General features: G+C 41.3%; 16 protein-coding genes. 4 read left to right on the top strand and 12 right to left on the bottom strand.

The features are described from left to right. Nucleotides 1–9 precede the first annotated feature (9 nt). From P20480_RS10955 to P20480_RS10965, 3 genes are all read right to left on the bottom strand, one after another. Nucleotides 10–1,068: a succinylglutamate desuccinylase/aspartoacylase family protein gene (locus tag P20480_RS10955; protein ID WP_006793167.1), complete on the bottom strand. Its 1,059-nt coding sequence runs from the start codon at nt 1,066–1,068 to the stop codon at nt 10–12. Beyond that, complete coding sequence (gene rimK, locus P20480_RS10960) at nt 1,055–1,960, bottom strand: 30S ribosomal protein S6--L-glutamate ligase (protein WP_006793168.1); 906 nt, start codon at nt 1,958–1,960, stop codon at nt 1,055–1,057. The genes P20480_RS10955 and rimK overlap by 14 nt, the downstream gene beginning before the upstream one ends. 75 nt (nt 1,961–2,035) lie before the next feature. Continuing rightward, complete coding sequence (locus P20480_RS10965) at nt 2,036–2,458, bottom strand: ATP-dependent zinc protease family protein (protein WP_006793169.1); 423 nt, start codon at nt 2,456–2,458, stop codon at nt 2,036–2,038. 266 nt (nt 2,459–2,724) lie between these two features. Here P20480_RS10965 and P20480_RS10970 point away from each other — a divergent pair, with 266 nt between their 5' ends. Next, on the top strand, nt 2,725–3,696 hold the full coding sequence (locus tag P20480_RS10970) for a zinc transporter ZntB (protein WP_008128963.1): 972 nt from the start codon (nt 2,725–2,727) through the stop codon (nt 3,694–3,696). Nucleotides 3,697–3,916: 220 nt separating this feature from the next. Here P20480_RS10970 and rraB read toward each other — a convergent pair whose 3' ends face one another. The 9 genes from rraB to P20480_RS11015 form a co-directional block, all read right to left on the bottom strand. Continuing rightward, a complete protein-coding gene (gene rraB / locus P20480_RS10975) occupies nt 3,917–4,252 on the bottom strand; it encodes a ribonuclease E inhibitor RraB (protein ID WP_006793171.1) in 336 nt (111 codons plus the stop codon). Then, entirely contained in the window at nt 4,252–4,965 is a 714-nt protein-coding gene (locus P20480_RS10980) for a 1-acylglycerol-3-phosphate O-acyltransferase (RefSeq protein WP_006793172.1), read from the bottom strand. The genes rraB and P20480_RS10980 overlap by 1 nt, the downstream gene beginning before the upstream one ends. 225 nt (nt 4,966–5,190) lie before the next feature. Next, the gene (gene parC, locus P20480_RS10985) at nt 5,191–7,488 is read right to left on the bottom strand and encodes a DNA topoisomerase IV subunit A (protein ID WP_008128962.1); all 2,298 of its coding nucleotides are present in this window, start codon (nt 7,486–7,488) and stop codon (nt 5,191–5,193) included. A 10-nt stretch (nt 7,489–7,498) separates the two neighbouring features. Then, nucleotides 7,499–8,593, bottom strand: a complete 1,095-nt coding sequence (locus P20480_RS10990) for a PQQ-dependent sugar dehydrogenase (protein ID WP_008128961.1) — start codon at nt 8,591–8,593, stop codon at nt 7,499–7,501. Nucleotides 8,594–8,622: 29 nt separating this feature from the next. After that, nucleotides 8,623–10,512 carry a DNA topoisomerase IV subunit B gene (gene parE / locus P20480_RS10995; protein ID WP_006793175.1) on the bottom strand — a complete coding sequence of 630 codons (1,890 nt, stop codon included), beginning with the start codon at nt 10,510–10,512 and terminating at the stop codon, nt 8,623–8,625. Between the two features lie 42 nt (nt 10,513–10,554). Next, nucleotides 10,555–11,115 carry a YqiA/YcfP family alpha/beta fold hydrolase gene (locus P20480_RS11000; RefSeq protein ID WP_008128958.1) on the bottom strand — a complete coding sequence of 187 codons (561 nt, stop codon included), beginning with the start codon at nt 11,113–11,115 and terminating at the stop codon, nt 10,555–10,557. Next, complete coding sequence (locus P20480_RS11005) at nt 11,100–11,885, bottom strand: metallophosphoesterase (protein WP_008128956.1); 786 nt, start codon at nt 11,883–11,885, stop codon at nt 11,100–11,102. The genes P20480_RS11000 and P20480_RS11005 overlap by 16 nt, the downstream gene beginning before the upstream one ends. Beyond that, nucleotides 11,872–12,330 (bottom strand): DUF1249 domain-containing protein, encoded by a 459-nt coding sequence (locus P20480_RS11010; protein ID WP_008128954.1) that lies wholly within the window; start codon nt 12,328–12,330, stop codon nt 11,872–11,874. Before P20480_RS11010 ends, P20480_RS11005 begins: the two co-directional genes overlap by 14 nt. 33 nt (nt 12,331–12,363) lie before the next feature. Next, nucleotides 12,364–13,002 carry an NUDIX domain-containing protein gene (locus P20480_RS11015; RefSeq protein ID WP_008110587.1) on the bottom strand — a complete coding sequence of 213 codons (639 nt, stop codon included), beginning with the start codon at nt 13,000–13,002 and terminating at the stop codon, nt 12,364–12,366. A gap of 151 nt (nt 13,003–13,153) precedes the next feature. On the opposite strand from P20480_RS11015, the gene tolC reads away from it, so the two are divergent. The 3 genes from tolC (at nt 13,154) to P20480_RS11030 (ending at nt 16,151) form a co-directional block, all read left to right on the top strand. After that, on the top strand, nt 13,154–14,509 hold the full coding sequence (tolC, locus tag P20480_RS11020; RefSeq protein WP_008110585.1) for an outer membrane channel protein TolC: 1,356 nt from the start codon (nt 13,154–13,156) through the stop codon (nt 14,507–14,509). A 98-nt stretch (nt 14,510–14,607) separates the two neighbouring features. Beyond that, on the top strand, nt 14,608–15,534 hold the full coding sequence (gene lpxL, locus P20480_RS11025; RefSeq protein ID WP_008128950.1) for an LpxL/LpxP family Kdo(2)-lipid IV(A) lauroyl/palmitoleoyl acyltransferase: 927 nt from the start codon (nt 14,608–14,610) through the stop codon (nt 15,532–15,534). A 44-nt stretch (nt 15,535–15,578) separates the two neighbouring features. Then, nucleotides 15,579–16,151 (top strand): toxin co-regulated pilus biosynthesis Q family protein, encoded by a 573-nt coding sequence (locus P20480_RS11030; RefSeq protein WP_033025327.1) that lies wholly within the window; start codon nt 15,579–15,581, stop codon nt 16,149–16,151. The last annotated feature ends 3 nt before the right edge of the window (nt 16,152–16,154 follow it).

The raw sequence follows: 16,154 nt of genomic DNA, 5'->3' as shown, positions 1-16,154 counted from the left end.
GCTTAAGTATTAGTTATTTAGCTCTGCAGTTTTTAGCTCATCTTCTAAATCATTTATTCCATCAATAAATGTTTCTAGCTGCTGCTCAACCACGCTATTGTCGTTTGCAAAGTAAGCAATGTGGAATACAGCATCGCCTTCATTTACTAATGGCATAGTTTGCTGACCTATAATAATCCCACTTCGTGGCGCACGCAGTTCTAGCTCAGAATCACCAAGTGGACTACTTATAAACGCCAGTACTTGCCCTTTTGTCACACGCTCTCCTAACGAAACTTGAGCGCGCACAATACCATCTACTTCAGCACGCACCCAACTAGTTGAACGCGCAATGATAGGCTCAGGTATTTTTTTAGGGCGTTTACCACGCATCATTTTTAAATGACGCATTACATAATCAACACCTTGTACACCTGCGGCTATTGCTATGGGATCAAAACGCAGCGCTTCACCCGCTTCGTAAGTAATAACCGGTATGCCTAAATTCGCCGCTTCACTTCTTAATGAACCATTACGCAATGACGCATCTATTACTGCTGGTGTGCCAAAGGCTTTAGCCATCTGCGCCGTAGCCTCATCCGCCAAATTTGCACGTATTTGTGGCAAGTTTGTTCGGTGTATAGCCCCAGTATGTAAGTCAATAATATGTGTGCAATGCACTGCAACTTGATTGAAAAACATATACGCCATACGACCCGCTAGCGACCCTCTTTCAGAACCTGGAAAACTGCGGTTCATGTCACGACGGTCGGGTAAATAGCGCGACTTATGAATAAAACCAAATACGTTAACAATGGGTACCGCGATAAGCGTGCCACGTAGCTGGCTTGGATCTATTTTAGCCAGTAATTGACGTACAACTTCTACACCATTTAACTCATCACCATGAATAGCGGCACATACCATCAGTACTGGGCCTTCCATTACGCCATTAACAACCTCTATTGGTATATTAAGGGGTGAGTGGGTATAAAGCTTTGCAGCTTCTAAAGCTAACGTTTTGCGTTCACCAACACCAATGCTTTCACCTAATAAAGTGAAAGGACGGTTAATTTTAACCTTTGCCACGAGTTGCGGTTCCTTTAATTGAGGCATTTTTTTCGATGAAATCAATCACCATGCCCGCAATGTCTTTACCTGTTGCTATTTCTATACCTTCAAGACCTGGTGATGAGTTAACCTCCATCACTAGAGGCCCACGAGATGAGCGAAGTAAATCTACACCCGCTACATTTAAGCCCATTGCTTTTGCTGCAGCAACGGCGGTTTTACGCTCTTCAGGCGTAATGCGAACTAGTGTAGCGCTACCACCACGGTGAAGGTTTGAACGGAACTCACCTTCTTGCGCTTGGCGCTTCATCGCTGCAATTACTTTATCGCCTAACACAAAACAGCGAATATCCGCACCACCCGCTTCTTTAATGTATTCCTGAACCATAATATTGGCTTTTAAGCCCATGAAAGCTTCGATTACACTTTCAGCAGCTTTGCGCGTTTCAGCAAGTACAACACCAATACCTTGTGTGCCCTCTAGTAATTTAATCACAACCGGTGCACCGCCAACCATTTCGAGTAAATCTTTCACGTCATCAGGTTTGCTCGCAAAACCCGTTACAGGCATGCCTACACCCTTGCGTGATAATAACTGTAACGAACGTAATTTATCGCGTGAACGAGAAATAGCCACAGATTCGTTTACTGGGTATACCCCCATCATTTCAAATTGGCGTAAAACTGCACAGCCGTAAAAGGTGACTGATGCGCCAATACGCGGCACAATTGCATCAAAATCTTTCAGATTTTCACCACGATAGTGAATTTCCGGCTGTTCAGAGTTTATATTCATGTACGAGCGAAGTGCGTCTATTACTTTCACTTCGTGCCCACGAGCCTCTGCAGCCTCGATTAAACGACGTGTTGAATATAACTTTCTGTTACGAGATAAAATACCGATTTTCATAGTTAAAACCTTAACTAAATTTTACAGCATTAGTGCTTAATGGCTGCTTTTTATGCAACTTAAGCCCAATACTTTTTATAATAAATGAGATAATGCCGTGTCAACAATAACACGATTCTCCATGGCTGTTCGACCTAGCAACATTCTAAACTTCATGGTTGCACGGCTTGTGAGGGTGACTTCAATAGGCCAGCTATGTTCACCCGCATGTAATGTTGTTTCTATAAAATAACGCAGCTGTTTTTCACCACTGGAACTGGTTACGTATTTCATTTTTTTCACTTTAGCATTACAAGTAATTTGAGTTTCTTCGTCATCTTGTAACGGTTGAGCTGTAAATTTAACCCACTTTTCGCCATCAACTTCGTATTCTTCAATGTTAATTGCATGAATACATGAAGTGCGCGCACCAGTGTCAACTTTAGCCTTGATCCGCTCAATACCAAGCTCAGGTAAACTTAACCACTCACGCCAACCTATTGTTATTTTTGTCGTCATAAATGTGCCCTTAGTAAAAAAGAGGTTTATACGCTACGGGTGAAAAAACACCAACGAAATAAATTTATCTAGTCGATGAGTAAATTAAATTGATCTTTTAAGGTAACTCATCACACAATGCGCGTCTTGCTGAGCATAAAATTAAATCAGCACTATGACTCTACTTAAATTGAATATGTTTTAACTTATTAAAAGTAAATATGTTTTGGGTATGTAGATACACTATAGTTTACAGTATTAAAAATACACTCTTTTGAGATCTTATTATGATTAATGGTTTGCTTCATGCCCTAGTGCTTGATGAAAAAGGCGGTACACGTGCTGTTAAAAGCAGCGAAGACCTTCACAACTGGCAACCTGAGCAAGGTAAATTATGGGTCCATATGGATTACAGCCAAACCGACGTAGTCAACTGGCTCAAACACTGTGAGCTTTTAACCGATTATGAGCTAGAGTCATTTACGGCGGATGAAACACGCCCACGTATCACGCAGTCTGCAAATGGACACATGCTGTTTTTGCGCGGTGTAAACTTAAACCCAGCGCAAAGCCCCGAGGACATGGTGTCGGTACGTTTATTTATTAACGAAAATATAGTCATCACTTCTCGTAAGCGTCGCCTTTTATCTATTGACGATGTACTTAGTTCGTTAAAAGACAATAAAGGCCCGTGTTCTATATCAGAGCTTGTGTGTGCTATTACACAAAAGCTGACTTCACGTATGCAAAGTGTTATTAACTCTTTAGATGAAACACTTGATGGCTTTGAAGAAGAAATAGACGAGCCAAGTAAGCGTTTTGACAACCAAGCGCTATCGCAGTTACGCCGCCAAACTATTGCGCTTAAGCGTTATTTAAAGCCTCAAAAAGAGGCGCTCACTACAATGGTAAACGGTCATTATGAGTGGCTTTTAGATGACGATAAGGCAAAGCTAAACGAAACCACTAACTTACTTATTCGCTACCTTGAAGAATTAGACAGCTCAATAGAGCGTGCACAAATTATTCAACAAACAGTTACTAACCATGTTTCTGAGCAGCTAAACCAACGTATGTATGTGATGTCGGTAGTGGCTGCCTTGTTTTTACCGCTAGGCTTTTTGACAGGTTTGCTCGGGGTAAACGTTGGGGGAATTCCTGGTACAGACAACCCCTATGCATTTACGCTGTTTATTGTTTTTTTAGTGATACTTACTGGTGGTATTGGTGTGTATTTTAAAAATAAAAAGTGGCTCTAATAGTATTAAATAATCTATCTGAAGGCTGAAAAATCATGTCGATGACAGGGCAAATATTTTGTTATTCTAAATACCTAAGTTTAAACCATTGCCTCCCAGGTTTAGCCCTTCAAGTTTATTAAGTATTGATATGAACCTGATATAACAAACAATTAAAAACTAAAAAGGACGCGCATTATTAAATGCTCGCCTTTTTTATTTTTCATACTTGAGTCGCTAATTACTCTTGAAAGTAAGTGCCCCAACCGTCGTACTCAACGTCGCATTCAACAGCAAGTGCTGCTAGTTTATCAACGTCTTCCATAATAACGTCTACGTCTAGCTCAGCTTCTACTACTATGTCGAAGCTCCATATTTTGCTGCCGTCTTCAAGCTCAAGCTCTGCTGGCTCTTCAACATCGTAGCCTAATTTAAAAGCAGCCAATGCGGCTTGCTCTAGTTTAGGGAAGTCTTCACACACAAAGTGGTGTTCTACTTCATAAAGTATTTCAGGATCTGATCCATCTTCAAGTAATGAACTTACGATGTCTTCACTTATTTCGCGCCAGTTTTCCATTATTTCTCTCTCACTTGAGCATCTAATTCGTTTATTTTAGCAGCCATAACAGTATGTACGTTTTGAGCGTGCTCTCGCGCACTTATACTTTTATCAAGTGATATAGGCGCTAACATTTCGATGTAAATTGTACCATTATCCCAACGATTTAGCTTAATGGTTTTATGCGTTGTATTCATACACACGGGAACCACTGGCACGTCCGCACTCATCGCGGTATGAAAAGCACCTGTTTTAAAAGGTAATAAACCGCGCCCATAGCTTCGTGTACCTTCTGCGAATACCCATATAGATAGCCCATTTTTCTTAATTTTTTCAGCTGCTTTTGAAATAGTACCAGCCGCTTTTGAACGATTTGCTCTATCTATTAAAATATTGCCCGACAGCCAATAAAGTTGACCAAAAAATGGGATCCACTTTAGGCTCTTTTTACCAAGACTTACACAGTTTTTTGGTACCATTGCTGGTACTGTAAATAAATCATAACTATTTTGATGATTTGCAACGTACACTGCAGGGCCAATATTCTCAGCATCTTGATGGCGTGTCAGCACTAATTTAACACCGATCATTTTGGCCATAGAACCAAACCAACCTGCAATTATGTGAACATTATTTGGGTGAAAAGGCCTGACTAATGAAAGTAATAAACCAAAAATACAACTCAACAATATAAACATAAACATAATAAAAACACGTATTACAGCTAACAAACTCGTTCTCCAAATCAATTGTGTGCGGTGCGCATGTCATTGTGCACTATGACACTATTATAGCGTTATTTTGTGACACAGACGAGACAATAGCGAACAACTGTACGCTGAAATAGAGTCAATGCTAAAATTAATTGCCCAACACATAACAATAAAATGGTAAAAACTGGGCTCTACAAACAAAAACGGCCTGCAATTGCAGGCCGTAATACGTTAGCTCAAAGCTTATGATTCATCTGCCGTACTTTCAACAGGCTCTTCATCTTGAGGCGTTAGCTCAACAACAGCTTCATCAACACGCTGCAAGCCTCGCGGTAACTTGTTACCTCGACGACCTCGTTCACCATGGTAATGCTCTAAATCTGTTGGTTTAAGGGTTAGCTTGCGTTTACCAGCATGCAATGTAACGCTACTTCCTAGAGGGACAACAGCCAGTACTTTCACAAACTCTTCACGAGCCTGTACCTTTGCACCAGGGATAGAAATAATTTTATTACCCTTACCCTTACCTAGTTTAGGTAAATCGCGTAGTGGGAATAAAAGCATGCGTCCTTCGTTAGAAATAGCCATACAGTAATCGCTAGCTACATCGCTCACTCTAATTGGTTGGAGTAAAATACCGCCTTTAGGCACACTCACTAACGCTTTACCGTTTTTGTTTTTACTCACAAGGTCTTTAAAATCAGTGATAAAACCGTAACCCGCGTCCGATGCCATAAGTAATACTTGACTATCTTCAGCCATAACAACGTGCTCAAAATTTGCACCGGTTGTTAAGTTAAAACGCCCAGTCATTGGCTCGCCTTGGCTACGTGCCGACGGTAAACTATGTGCATCAGTTGCAAATGCACGCCCTGCTGAATCTAAAAATACGGCGGGCTGATTACTCTTACCGCGAGCTGAAGCTCTGTAGGCATCGCCTGAGCGGTAACTTAATCCTTGCGCATCCAAGTCATGACCTTTACCAACACGTGCCCACCCTTTGTCTGAAAGAACAACAGTCACTGATTCCGATGGAATTAAATCTTTTTCGTTTAAAGCTTTCGCTTCCGAGCGCTCGATAACAGGAGAACGACGATCGTCGCCATACATTTCTGCCGCTTCTTGAATTTCTTTTTTAAGCAACGTTGACATACGGCGGTCAGAACCAAGCGTGAGTTCTAATTTATCACGCTCTTTAGCAAGCTCATCTTGCTCACCACGAATTTTAAACTCTTCAAGTTTAGCTAAATGGCGGAGTTTTAACTCTAAAATAGCTTCTGCTTGTATATCGGTTAAATCAAAGCGCTGCATTAAAATAGGCTTTGGCTTATCTTCACTGCGAATAATTTCAATCACTTCATCAATATTTAAGAATGCTGCTAATAAGCCTTCTAAAATATGTAAGCGCGCCAGTACTTTATCTAAACGATACTGCAAACGACGACGAACAGTCTCGCGCCTAAATATGAGCCACTCACTTAAAATACTACGCAAATCTTTAACCTGCGGACGACCATCTAGCCCCAGCATATTTAAGTTTACGCGGTAGTTTTTTTCTAAATCGGTGGTCGCAAACAAGTGAGCCATTAATGGCTCTGCTTTAATACGATTAGAGCGTGGTATAATCACTATACGTGTTGGGTTTTCGTGATCTGACTCGTCACGTAAATCAGCAATCATAGGCAGTTTTTTTGCGTTCATTTGCGCTGCAATTTGCTCAAGCACCTTACCGCCTGAACATTGATGCGGAAGCGCGGTGATCACAATATCGCCTTGCTCTTCACTATACACCGCACGCATTTTAATTGAGCCTCGGCCGGTTTTGTATATTTTATGAATATCGGCTTTTGGGGTAATTATTTCGGCATCGGTTGGGTAGTCAGGTGCGTGTACTAGCTCTAATAATTCATCAAGCTCTGTCTTTGGTTTGTCGAGTAATAAACAACATGCACTGGCTACTTCTCTCACGTTATGAGGCGGAATATCAGTTGCCATACCAACAGCAATACCGGTAATACCATTAAGTAAAATATGTGGTAAGCGTGAGGGCAATACAACCGGTTCATCTAATGTACCATCAAAGTTTGGTGTCCAATCTACCGTGCCTTGGCCAAGCTCTTTAAGCAGTACTTCAGAAAACTTAGATAAACGCGCTTCAGTATAACGCATTGCAGCAAATGATTTAGGATCATCAGCAGCACCCCAGTTTCCTTGGCCGTCAACAAGTGGATAGCGATACGAAAACGGTTGCGCCATAAGTACCATGGCTTCGTAACAAGCACTATCGCCATGAGGATGATATTTACCGAGTACGTCACCCACGGTACGGGCTGACTTTTTATATTTAGCTGCGGCCGATAAGCCTAATTCGCTCATCGCGTAAATAATACGACGCTGCACTGGTTTTAAGCCATCACCAACATGTGGCAAAGCACGATCCATGATCACGTACATGGAATAGTTTAAATAGGCGTCTTCAGTAAAGCGCCCCATTGTTTGTTGCTCTATTCCTTGCATTAGCAAGGTATCTGTATCACTCATTAAAGCTTACCTAGTTTTTCTTATAGCTTACGCGGTAGATTACATTGGCGTAATCGTCACTTACTAACAGACTGCCGTCACCTAACTCTGCAAATGCAACTGGGCGTCCAAATGTTGTTTCGTCTTTCATAAAGCCGGTAATAAACGGCGTGTATTTAGTCACACGGCCTTGCTCTATTGTGGCTATAGCTACTTTGTAGCCTGCTTTTTTACTACGATTCCATGAGCCATGTTCAGCAACAAATAACTGCTCTTTGTAGCTTGCTGGGAATTGTTTTGCGTTGTAAAAATGAATACCTAATGGTGCCACATGGGCAGGCAATGCGAGCGCAGGAGACGTGTAATCAGCAATATTTTCTCCTTCACCAAATTCAGGATCAACAATCGCACCGGCGTGAATATAAGGGAACCCAAAGTGCTCCCCTTCTTTACTTACGCGGTTTATTTCATCTGGTGGAATATCATCGCCCATCATGTCGCGGCCATTATCACTAAACCACAAAGCCTGAGTACTTGGATGAAAATCAAAACCAACGGTATTTCGAACGCCCTGCGCTATTGTTTTAATTTGCTTGGTTTCTACGTTTAGTGAAAAAATACGACCAAAGCGCTCGTCTTCGGCGCAAATATTACACGGTACACCTACAGGAATAAGCAATTCGCCTGTGGGTGTGAAGCGTAAAAACTTCCAGCCATGGTGGCGCTCTGAAGGCAATGCGTTGTAGATCACATCAAACTTTGGATCTTTTAATTGGGTGTCTATATTTTTAAAGCGAATAATACGATGCACTTCACCTACGTATAAATCACCATCTTTAATAGCCAGCCCTGAGGGCATATTTAAACCCTCTGCAATCACAATTTTTTTATCGGCTACGCCATCGCTATTATGATCGATAAGCGCATACACATTACCTGCTTTGCGCGAGCCTGCGTAAACAATGCCTTTTTTTGATACTGCAATTTGGCGCGCATTTTCAACGTCGTCTGCAAATAAACTAAGTTCAAAACCAGGTGCAACACTAAGCTTGTCTAGTATGTTTTTAGCCATTGCAGGCGCACTTATTAAACTCAGTAACAATACACTTGCTAGTAGTTTATTCATTTCTATCTCCTAGTGGCCAACACGCATCATTATACTTGTGCCTTGTTACCATGATCTTCTAACCATTGGCGCCTGTCTGGCGAACGCTTTTTAGCAAGTAACATATCCATCATTTCCATGGTTTGAACTTCTTCATCAAGTGTTAGCTGAACTAAACGTCTTGTGTTTGGATCCATGGTGGTTTCGCGAAGTTGCAGTGGGTTCATTTCACCCAATCCTTTAAAACGCTGTACGTTTACTTTACCGCGTTTTTTTTCTGCTTCAATACGGGCCAAAATACTGGTTTTTTCATCTTCATCTAAGGCGTAATATACCTCTTTACCAATATCTATTCTAAATAATGGTGGCATTGCTACATATACATGACCTGTTTTTACTAACTGCGGAAAGTGTCGAACAAACAAAGCACATAACAGTGTGGCAATGTGAAGACCATCAGAGTCAGCATCGGCCAATATACAAATTTTATTGTAGCGTAGCCCGCTCATGTCGGCTGAATCAGGATCGATCCCTAAAGCCACAGAAATATCATGCACCTCTTGCGATGCTAATATTTGCCCTGACTCAACTTCCCACGTATTTAAAATTTTACCACGCAGCGGCATTATTGCTTGAAACTCACGATCTCGCGCTTGCTTAGCCGAGCCACCAGCAGAGTCACCCTCTACTAGAAATAGTTCGGTACGGTCGTTATCTGCTGCGCTACAGTCGGTAAGTTTACCTGGTAATGCAGGGCCCGCTGTAACGCGTTTACGCACTACTTTTTTAGCGGCTTTTAAACGACTTTGTGCGTTTGATATACACAGCTCAGCTAACAACTCTGCTGTATCTGTATGTTCATTTAACCAAAGGCTAAATGCATCTTTTACAACACCCGAAACAAGTGCCGCACACGTGCGTGAAGACAGTTTTTCTTTTGTTTGGCCGGCAAACTGAGGGTCTTGCATTTTAACCGAAAGCACATAACTACAGCGCTCCCATATATCGTCTGGGGTAAGTTTTACACCACGAGGTAATAAGTTTCTAAATTCACAAAACTCGCGCATGGCTTCAAGTAAGCCTTGGCGTAAACCATTAACATGTGTACCGCCTTGCGCAGTGGGGATTAGGTTTACATAGCTTTCAGCTATCGATTCACCGCCCTCTGGCAGCCATACCACAGCCCAATCAACACCTTCTATAGCGCTTTTAAACTCACCTACAAATGGGTCTTGTGGCAGCGTTTCGAAACCTTTAACCGCTTCAATTAAATAATCTTTTAAGCCGGTTTCGTAAAACCATTCTTGCGTTTCTTTTGTTTGTTTATTAACAAATTTAATACGCAAACCAGGACAAAGTACCGCTTTGGCTTTTAATAAATGATTAAGCTTGGTAATAGAGTAATTAGCAGAGTCAAAATAGCTGGCATCGGCCCAAAAGCGAACGGTAGTCCCGGTGTTACGTTTACCGACAGTGCCTATAACGTTTAAATCTTCAACTTTATCACCGTTTTCAAAGGCCATTCTGTATTGCTGCGCATCACGGCGAACTGTTACTTCTACACGTGTAGATAATGCATTTACAACTGAAATACCTACCCCGTGTAAACCACCTGAAAACTGATAGTTTTTGTTTGAGAATTTACCACCGGCATGCAGCTTAGTAAAAATAAGCTCTATACCTGGAATACCTTCCTCTGGGTGAATATCAATGGGCATACCACGACCGTCATCACTTACTTCAAGCGAGTTATCTTCGTGTAGAATTACATCAATCTTAGTTGCATGGCCCGCCATAGCTTCATCGACACTGTTATCGATTACTTCTTGGCCTAAATGATTTGGGCGCACAGTATCGGTGTACATCCCGGGGCGTCTTTTTACCGGATCTAATCCATTAAGTACTTCAATGGCTTCGGCGTTATAATTTTGATCACTCATAGTTTTTATCTTTATATGCGCTAAGGCTGTGCTTAACTAGTTTTACGTGATTTTAAGAAAATCTACAATACTTGCAAAGGTTTGTTCAAAGCCAAGATAGCTATGATCGCCACCAAACTCGATCCTTTGCTTACATTGCGAATAATAGTTTACTGCGTGTTGAAAATTTAACACTTCATCGCCTGTTTGCTGTAATAAATACAGTAATTCAGGGTGCTTTAGGTCATCAACAGCCAACGCTTTTAAAGCCGCTATGTGGCTGCTATTCAATTCATAATGATAATCTTGATACGGATTATAATTTAAACCAAGCAACGGCTTTAATAAAGTGTATGGCGCAACCGCGGGATTTATAACCACAGCAGGAATTTGATAACGCTGCGATAAATACGTGGCAAAAAATCCACCTAATGAGCTACCTAATAAAACAGTATTAGGTGTAAGTAATTGCTCAAGCGCTATGATGGCTTGTATGGGCTCATGGTTTAGGCACGGTACACAATAGTCAACGTCATAGTGTGCCATAAGCTCGCCAAAGCGCACAGCTTTATATGATTTATCTGAGCTATTAAAACCATGAATATAGATTACCCGTTTAGCCATACTACTTCCATATCTGTGCTTATATTCTCTTTTTTCGTGCTAATACATATCAACCTGTATGCTGGCCCATAGTCTTGCTGTATCCATTCGGGGCTGTGTTTTTTAAACTGCACTGAGCTGGCTGGAGTCGCGTAAATGGGAAGCGCTCTAAACGTTTGCATGTATTCGTTATGCACATGACCATGAAACAAGCCGAAAACGTTTTCGCTATTAACTAATATATTAAGTAATTGCGGCCCGTTTTCGAGCATGTGTTTGTCTAGGTAGCCATCAATGGGGAGTGGGTTATGGTGACAAAACATAATTTTGGAACTCGCCGAAGCAAACAGCCGTTCGGTAATTTCATTCAAATGCGTGCCTGTTACCCACCCTGCAGGCGTTGGCCCTTTAGAATTAATAAGAAGTAACTCAACGCCATTTGCCACTATATGTTTAGCGCGATTTATTTGCCCACCACTCATTCGGTTAAGCTGGGCAATATCATCATGGTTACCTGGAACCCAAAAAACAGGGCATGTTAAATCACTTTGGTTAATCAGCTCACTAAATAAAAAATAAGACTCTGCGCTGTGATCTTGCGTAAGGTCGCCGCCAAATATTACAAAATCAAGGGATTGCTTAGCCATATGAGCCAGCGCCTGTTCAAAGTAAATCGCCGTATTTACGCCAAAGTACTCACCGGCTTTATTTGAGAATAAATGACAATCGGTAATATGTGCTATGCGTAACGACGACTTATCAATGAGGTAAGGTTCATCAAACCAAGCCATTATTTACATCCCAATTCAGCGTTGCTTGTCCGTGTTCTACACAGGCTACAAGCCAGTCGTATAAAAATGCATTAAGTTGATATTTTTCATCTTTTTGATGCATTTTTGGATTAGGGTAACCATAAGAAGGCTTAATACGCTGATGGTAATCGTGATGGATAATTTCAGCCACTTTAGCATCGTGATACAACCTCACAGTTAAATAAAGCGGTGCAATTCCCTTTACCATGCCGCTTAGCTGCTTAATAGAAATATCCATAGTGTATTTTGCACTGCCATCAACCTTAGTCGCAAACTCACTGTTCCCCAACTTCACTTCTCGGCTGCAGCCAATCGCTCGTTCAGCCGGTAACAATTTTAAAAGTCGTAAGTAGTTGTGCTCACAAAGCGTTAAATACTTTGGGAGGCTTTGGATATATCTATTTGTTGCTAATTGTACTGTCAAAATACCACCATTATACTGTGAGCCAATTTGTGGCTATGAAGAAGAATCTGTCCACTTGTGTTTCATTTTTTCATGGTTAAGCGCAAGCCACTGCATGCAAATAACGGTTGCAGCATTATCCATTTCACCATTGTTGAGGCGAGTTAGCGCATCATCAACGCTGAGTACGTGAGTTTTTATATCTTCACCTTCGGTTTCAAGGCCATACACACCAGACTCAACGTCACTTAAATCGGCTCGTGCAAGATATAAATGTAACCGCTCTGTTGTACCACCAGGGCTTGAAAGGTACGAAAGCATAAATTCAAGCTCTGTTAAATTAAGCCCAGCTTCTTCGTACGCTTCTTTCTTTACGACCGATTCATAATCGTCACTGCCGTCAGTCATTCCAGCAATACATTCTAGTAGCCAAGGTGAATGTTTGCTTTTAATAGCCCCTATACGTATTTGTTCTATTAAAAGCACAGTGTCTGATATGGGGTCGTAAGGCAACACAGCAATGGCGTCTCCACGCTCTAAAATCTCGCGACTAATAAGTTCTGATTTACCGCCCGCAAACAAGGCATGTTCAAACTGATACAAATCAACCTGAAAAAAGCCTTTATACAAATTTTTGACCGGCTTTACGCTGACATCTTTATGCGTAAACTGAACAAGTTTTTTATCTGGCACGTAAGCATCCTCTACTTATTAAAAACTTTGAAGTACGTTAATATATTCTGTTACATTTCGACGCACTGTTTTACTCTTTTTATTTTTAGTTATTACGTAAAACAGGTTACCATGGTTTTAGTATAAAAATTGTCTAAGGACCGAACAACATATGAAAAAGAACATTCTTGCGGCGCTAGTTAGTTTATCATGCGCATTAGGCACAACAGCAGCAAGCGCTGAAGATTTACTACAAGTTTTTGAAATTGCAACGGCCAACGATCCTACCGTTTTAAAAGCAAAAGCCCAAGCAGACGCACAATCTTACCAAGCAGATACTGCAATGGCTGCATTATTGCCGCAAATTGGTTTAACAATGGGTTATACAAAAAGTGACTCAACCTCTTTTCAAAGTGTGACGGACCTGACAAGCCAAGTTAAAGTCGAAAGCGACTCTGATCAGTTCACCCGTGGTCTTAGCTTAAGCCAAACTTTATTTGATTTAGGCGCATGGAACTCATTAGACATTGCAGACAAACAAGCGTTGCAAGCAAATGCTCAATACGACTCGGCGAAACAAAACTTAATTGTTCGTGTTGCGGAAGGCTACTTTAACGTTTTAAGTGCGATTGATAACCTTGAATTTATTAAAACGGAAAAACGCGCCATCGAACGCCAGCTTGAACAAACTAAACAACGTTACGCTGTTGGTTTAACGGCAATTACCGATGTACACGAAGCACAAGCACAGTTTGACAACTCTGTTGCACAAGAAATTATTGCTAATAACTCAGTAGAAACAGCGCGTGAGCAACTACGAGAAATTACGGGTAAATATCACGCTAAGTTAGACTTTTTAAATACAGAGACATTTTCTACAACTAAGCCAGCTCGAGACTCTAGCGACTTTTTAAATATTGCTAAAGATAAAAATATTAGCTTGCAAGTTGCTAAAGTAACCGTAGATATAGCGCAAGATCAAATTAAACTGGCAAGAGCGGGTCACTATCCAAAGCTAACCCTAAGTGCAAGTTATGGCGACTCTTTAACAGATACAGATATAAATGGTACAAGCCTAACTAGACAACCTCGTGCAGACTCAACCTCAGTAGGCCTTAACTTTAGCCTGCCTTTATACTCTGGAGGTGCAACAGTTGCAGCTACTGATCAAGCACGTGCATTTTACGTTGCAGCTAGCCAAGATTACGAAGCCAATTACCGCGCAATTACCCGCACGGTTATTACGTCTTACAATCAAGTAGTGTCTGACATTGCAACTTACAAAGCGTTAGAGCAAGCTGTTGTATCTGCCCAAAGTGCTTTAAAAGCAACAGAGGCAGGCTTTGAGGTCGGTACGCGTACAATTGTTGATGTACTTGTAAGCACACAAAACCTATACAATGCTAAACGTAACCTTGCTGATGTACGTTATCGTTATGTGCTGTCTACTCTGCGCTTAAAGCAAGCAGCGGGTACACTAACAAGCAAAGACCTAGTAGCTATAAACCAGGGTTTAAAAGCAGTCTAAGCAGTCAAAAAACACATACAAAGCCAGCTACATGCTGGCTTTTTGTATTTTACAGCGCTTAGCGTTAAACTAGCGTTTTTAATTTTAGAGCAATTTTTGTGGTCACCTCATCTCCTTTTAAAGCATCTTTTTTAGGCCCTCGATACTGGCTAACGTGGATTGGCGTTTTTTTCTTATACCTAATTTCTTGGCTTCCGCAAAAACTTCAATTAGCCCTGGGCAAACTACTTGGCCGTTTAGTTCATAAATTTATGAAACGCCGCCGACACATTGCCGAAGTAAATATTAAACGCTGCTTTCCTGATATGAGCGACGAAGATCAAAAAGCATTGGTGCTAAAAAATATGGAAAACACTGGCATTGCGATGGTTGAAACCGGAATGGCATGGTGGTGGCCGCAGTGGCGAGCGAAAAAAGCTTTAGGGTCTTTAAAAGGGCTTGAACACTTTGAACGAGTGCAACAATCTGGAAAAGGCGTACTGTTACTAGTACCTCATGTTTTACACCTTGAAATGGCAGGCCGATTAATGGGGTTGGGCTGTATGGGTATCGGTTTTTACCGCCCGCACAACAACCCACTAATGGAGTACTTTACGACTAATGGCCGCCTTCGCTCTAATGAATACTTGGTCGGTAAAAAGGACGTAAAAGGCTTACTAAAAGCCTTAAAAAATAAAAAAGTGTGCTACTACCTACCCGATCAAGACTACGGCCGTAATCGCTGCGAATTCGTCCCTTTTTATGCAGTGCAAGATACCGCAACTACAACAGGTACACTGATGTTTGCTGGCAGTAAAAATTGCGAAACTATGAGTTTGATTACCCGCCGAGACGAAAGTGGAAAGTACCATTTAGAAATTATTCCAGAGCTTGAAAACTTCCCAAGCGGTGATGACAAAGCCGATGTCACGCGTGTTAATCAACGCATGGAATTATCAATTAATGCCGCACCAGAGCAATACATGTGGCTACATCGCCGTTTTAAAACGCGACCAGATAAAAATACTCCTTCATTTTACAAATAGTAATGGTATAACAATAACAGGAACAAATAAGGGTGGTTGTTGTAATGTGGTTTTGGATTAGGTACTTGTCATTTGCAGTCATATTAATAGCGCTTGCTGCGTACTTTTTAATGGGAAATGTTCCAACATTAGATTTAAAAGAATCTAAAAATGCCGCTGCCGAAGGATTATCTCGCTTTTATGCCTCGATTCGAAATCAAGTTAAAAGCAACAAAGAGCGTGACCAATACGTATTGAGTTTAAAAAAGCCAGATCAAACTGTCGATAGAGTTTTAGAGCAGCGTACGCGTACTGTTACCCCCATGCCAGCAAGTTGGACAGGAAGTGTGGAGCCTAGGCGCTTCGAAAACGGTTCAACATTGAAAGATGTTTTAGTTGAGTATGCTAAAAGCGAAGGCATTGAGCTCTATTGGTACTTAAGTAAAGACTATGTCGTTAAAGATCATTTTAGGGTCGACAGTAATTTCACCTCAGCCCTGTACCAAGTAGGCAGAGCTATAAATGATGACTTTGAACACGAGGTTTACACCTACTTTTGTAATAAGCAAAGAGCGGCAGTAATTACTGAATTGCCCTCTGAGTTTGTGCGTGCTAACTGCTTAAAACTCAACATTTGAGTT

It is taken from the genome of Pseudoalteromonas sp. BSi20480, assembly GCF_000241365.1.
GTDB classification, from domain to species: Bacteria; Pseudomonadota; Gammaproteobacteria; order Enterobacterales; family Alteromonadaceae; genus Pseudoalteromonas; species Pseudoalteromonas marina.
Note: the sequence above shows the minus strand (reverse complement) of the source record. Positions and strands in the feature narration are given on the sequence as shown.

Bases quoted from the DNA above. Each gene is read 5' to 3' on its own strand.
- rimK (WP_006793168.1), bottom strand. From the start codon at position 1,960: ATGAAAATCGGTATTTTATCTCGTAACAGAAAGTTATATTCAACACGT.
- P20480_RS10965 (WP_006793169.1), bottom strand. From the start codon at position 2,458: ATGACGACAAAAATAACAATAGGTTGGCGTGAGTGGTTAAGTTTACCT.
- P20480_RS10970 (WP_008128963.1), top strand. From the start codon at position 2,725: ATGATTAATGGTTTGCTTCATGCCCTAGTGCTTGATGAAAAAGGCGGT.
- rraB (WP_006793171.1), bottom strand. From the start codon at position 4,252: ATGGAAAACTGGCGCGAAATAAGTGAAGACATCGTAAGTTCATTACTT.
- parC (WP_008128962.1), bottom strand. From the start codon at position 7,488: ATGAGTGATACAGATACCTTGCTAATGCAAGGAATAGAGCAACAAACA.
- P20480_RS10990 (WP_008128961.1), bottom strand. From the start codon at position 8,593: ATGAATAAACTACTAGCAAGTGTATTGTTACTGAGTTTAATAAGTGCG.
- parE (WP_006793175.1), bottom strand. From the start codon at position 10,512: ATGAGTGATCAAAATTATAACGCCGAAGCCATTGAAGTACTTAATGGA.
- P20480_RS11000 (WP_008128958.1), bottom strand. From the start codon at position 11,115: ATGGCTAAACGGGTAATCTATATTCATGGTTTTAATAGCTCAGATAAA.
- P20480_RS11005 (WP_008128956.1), bottom strand. From the start codon at position 11,885: ATGGCTTGGTTTGATGAACCTTACCTCATTGATAAGTCGTCGTTACGC.
- tolC (WP_008110585.1), top strand. From the start codon at position 13,154: ATGAAAAAGAACATTCTTGCGGCGCTAGTTAGTTTATCATGCGCATTA.
- P20480_RS11030 (WP_033025327.1), top strand. From the start codon at position 15,579: ATGTGGTTTTGGATTAGGTACTTGTCATTTGCAGTCATATTAATAGCG.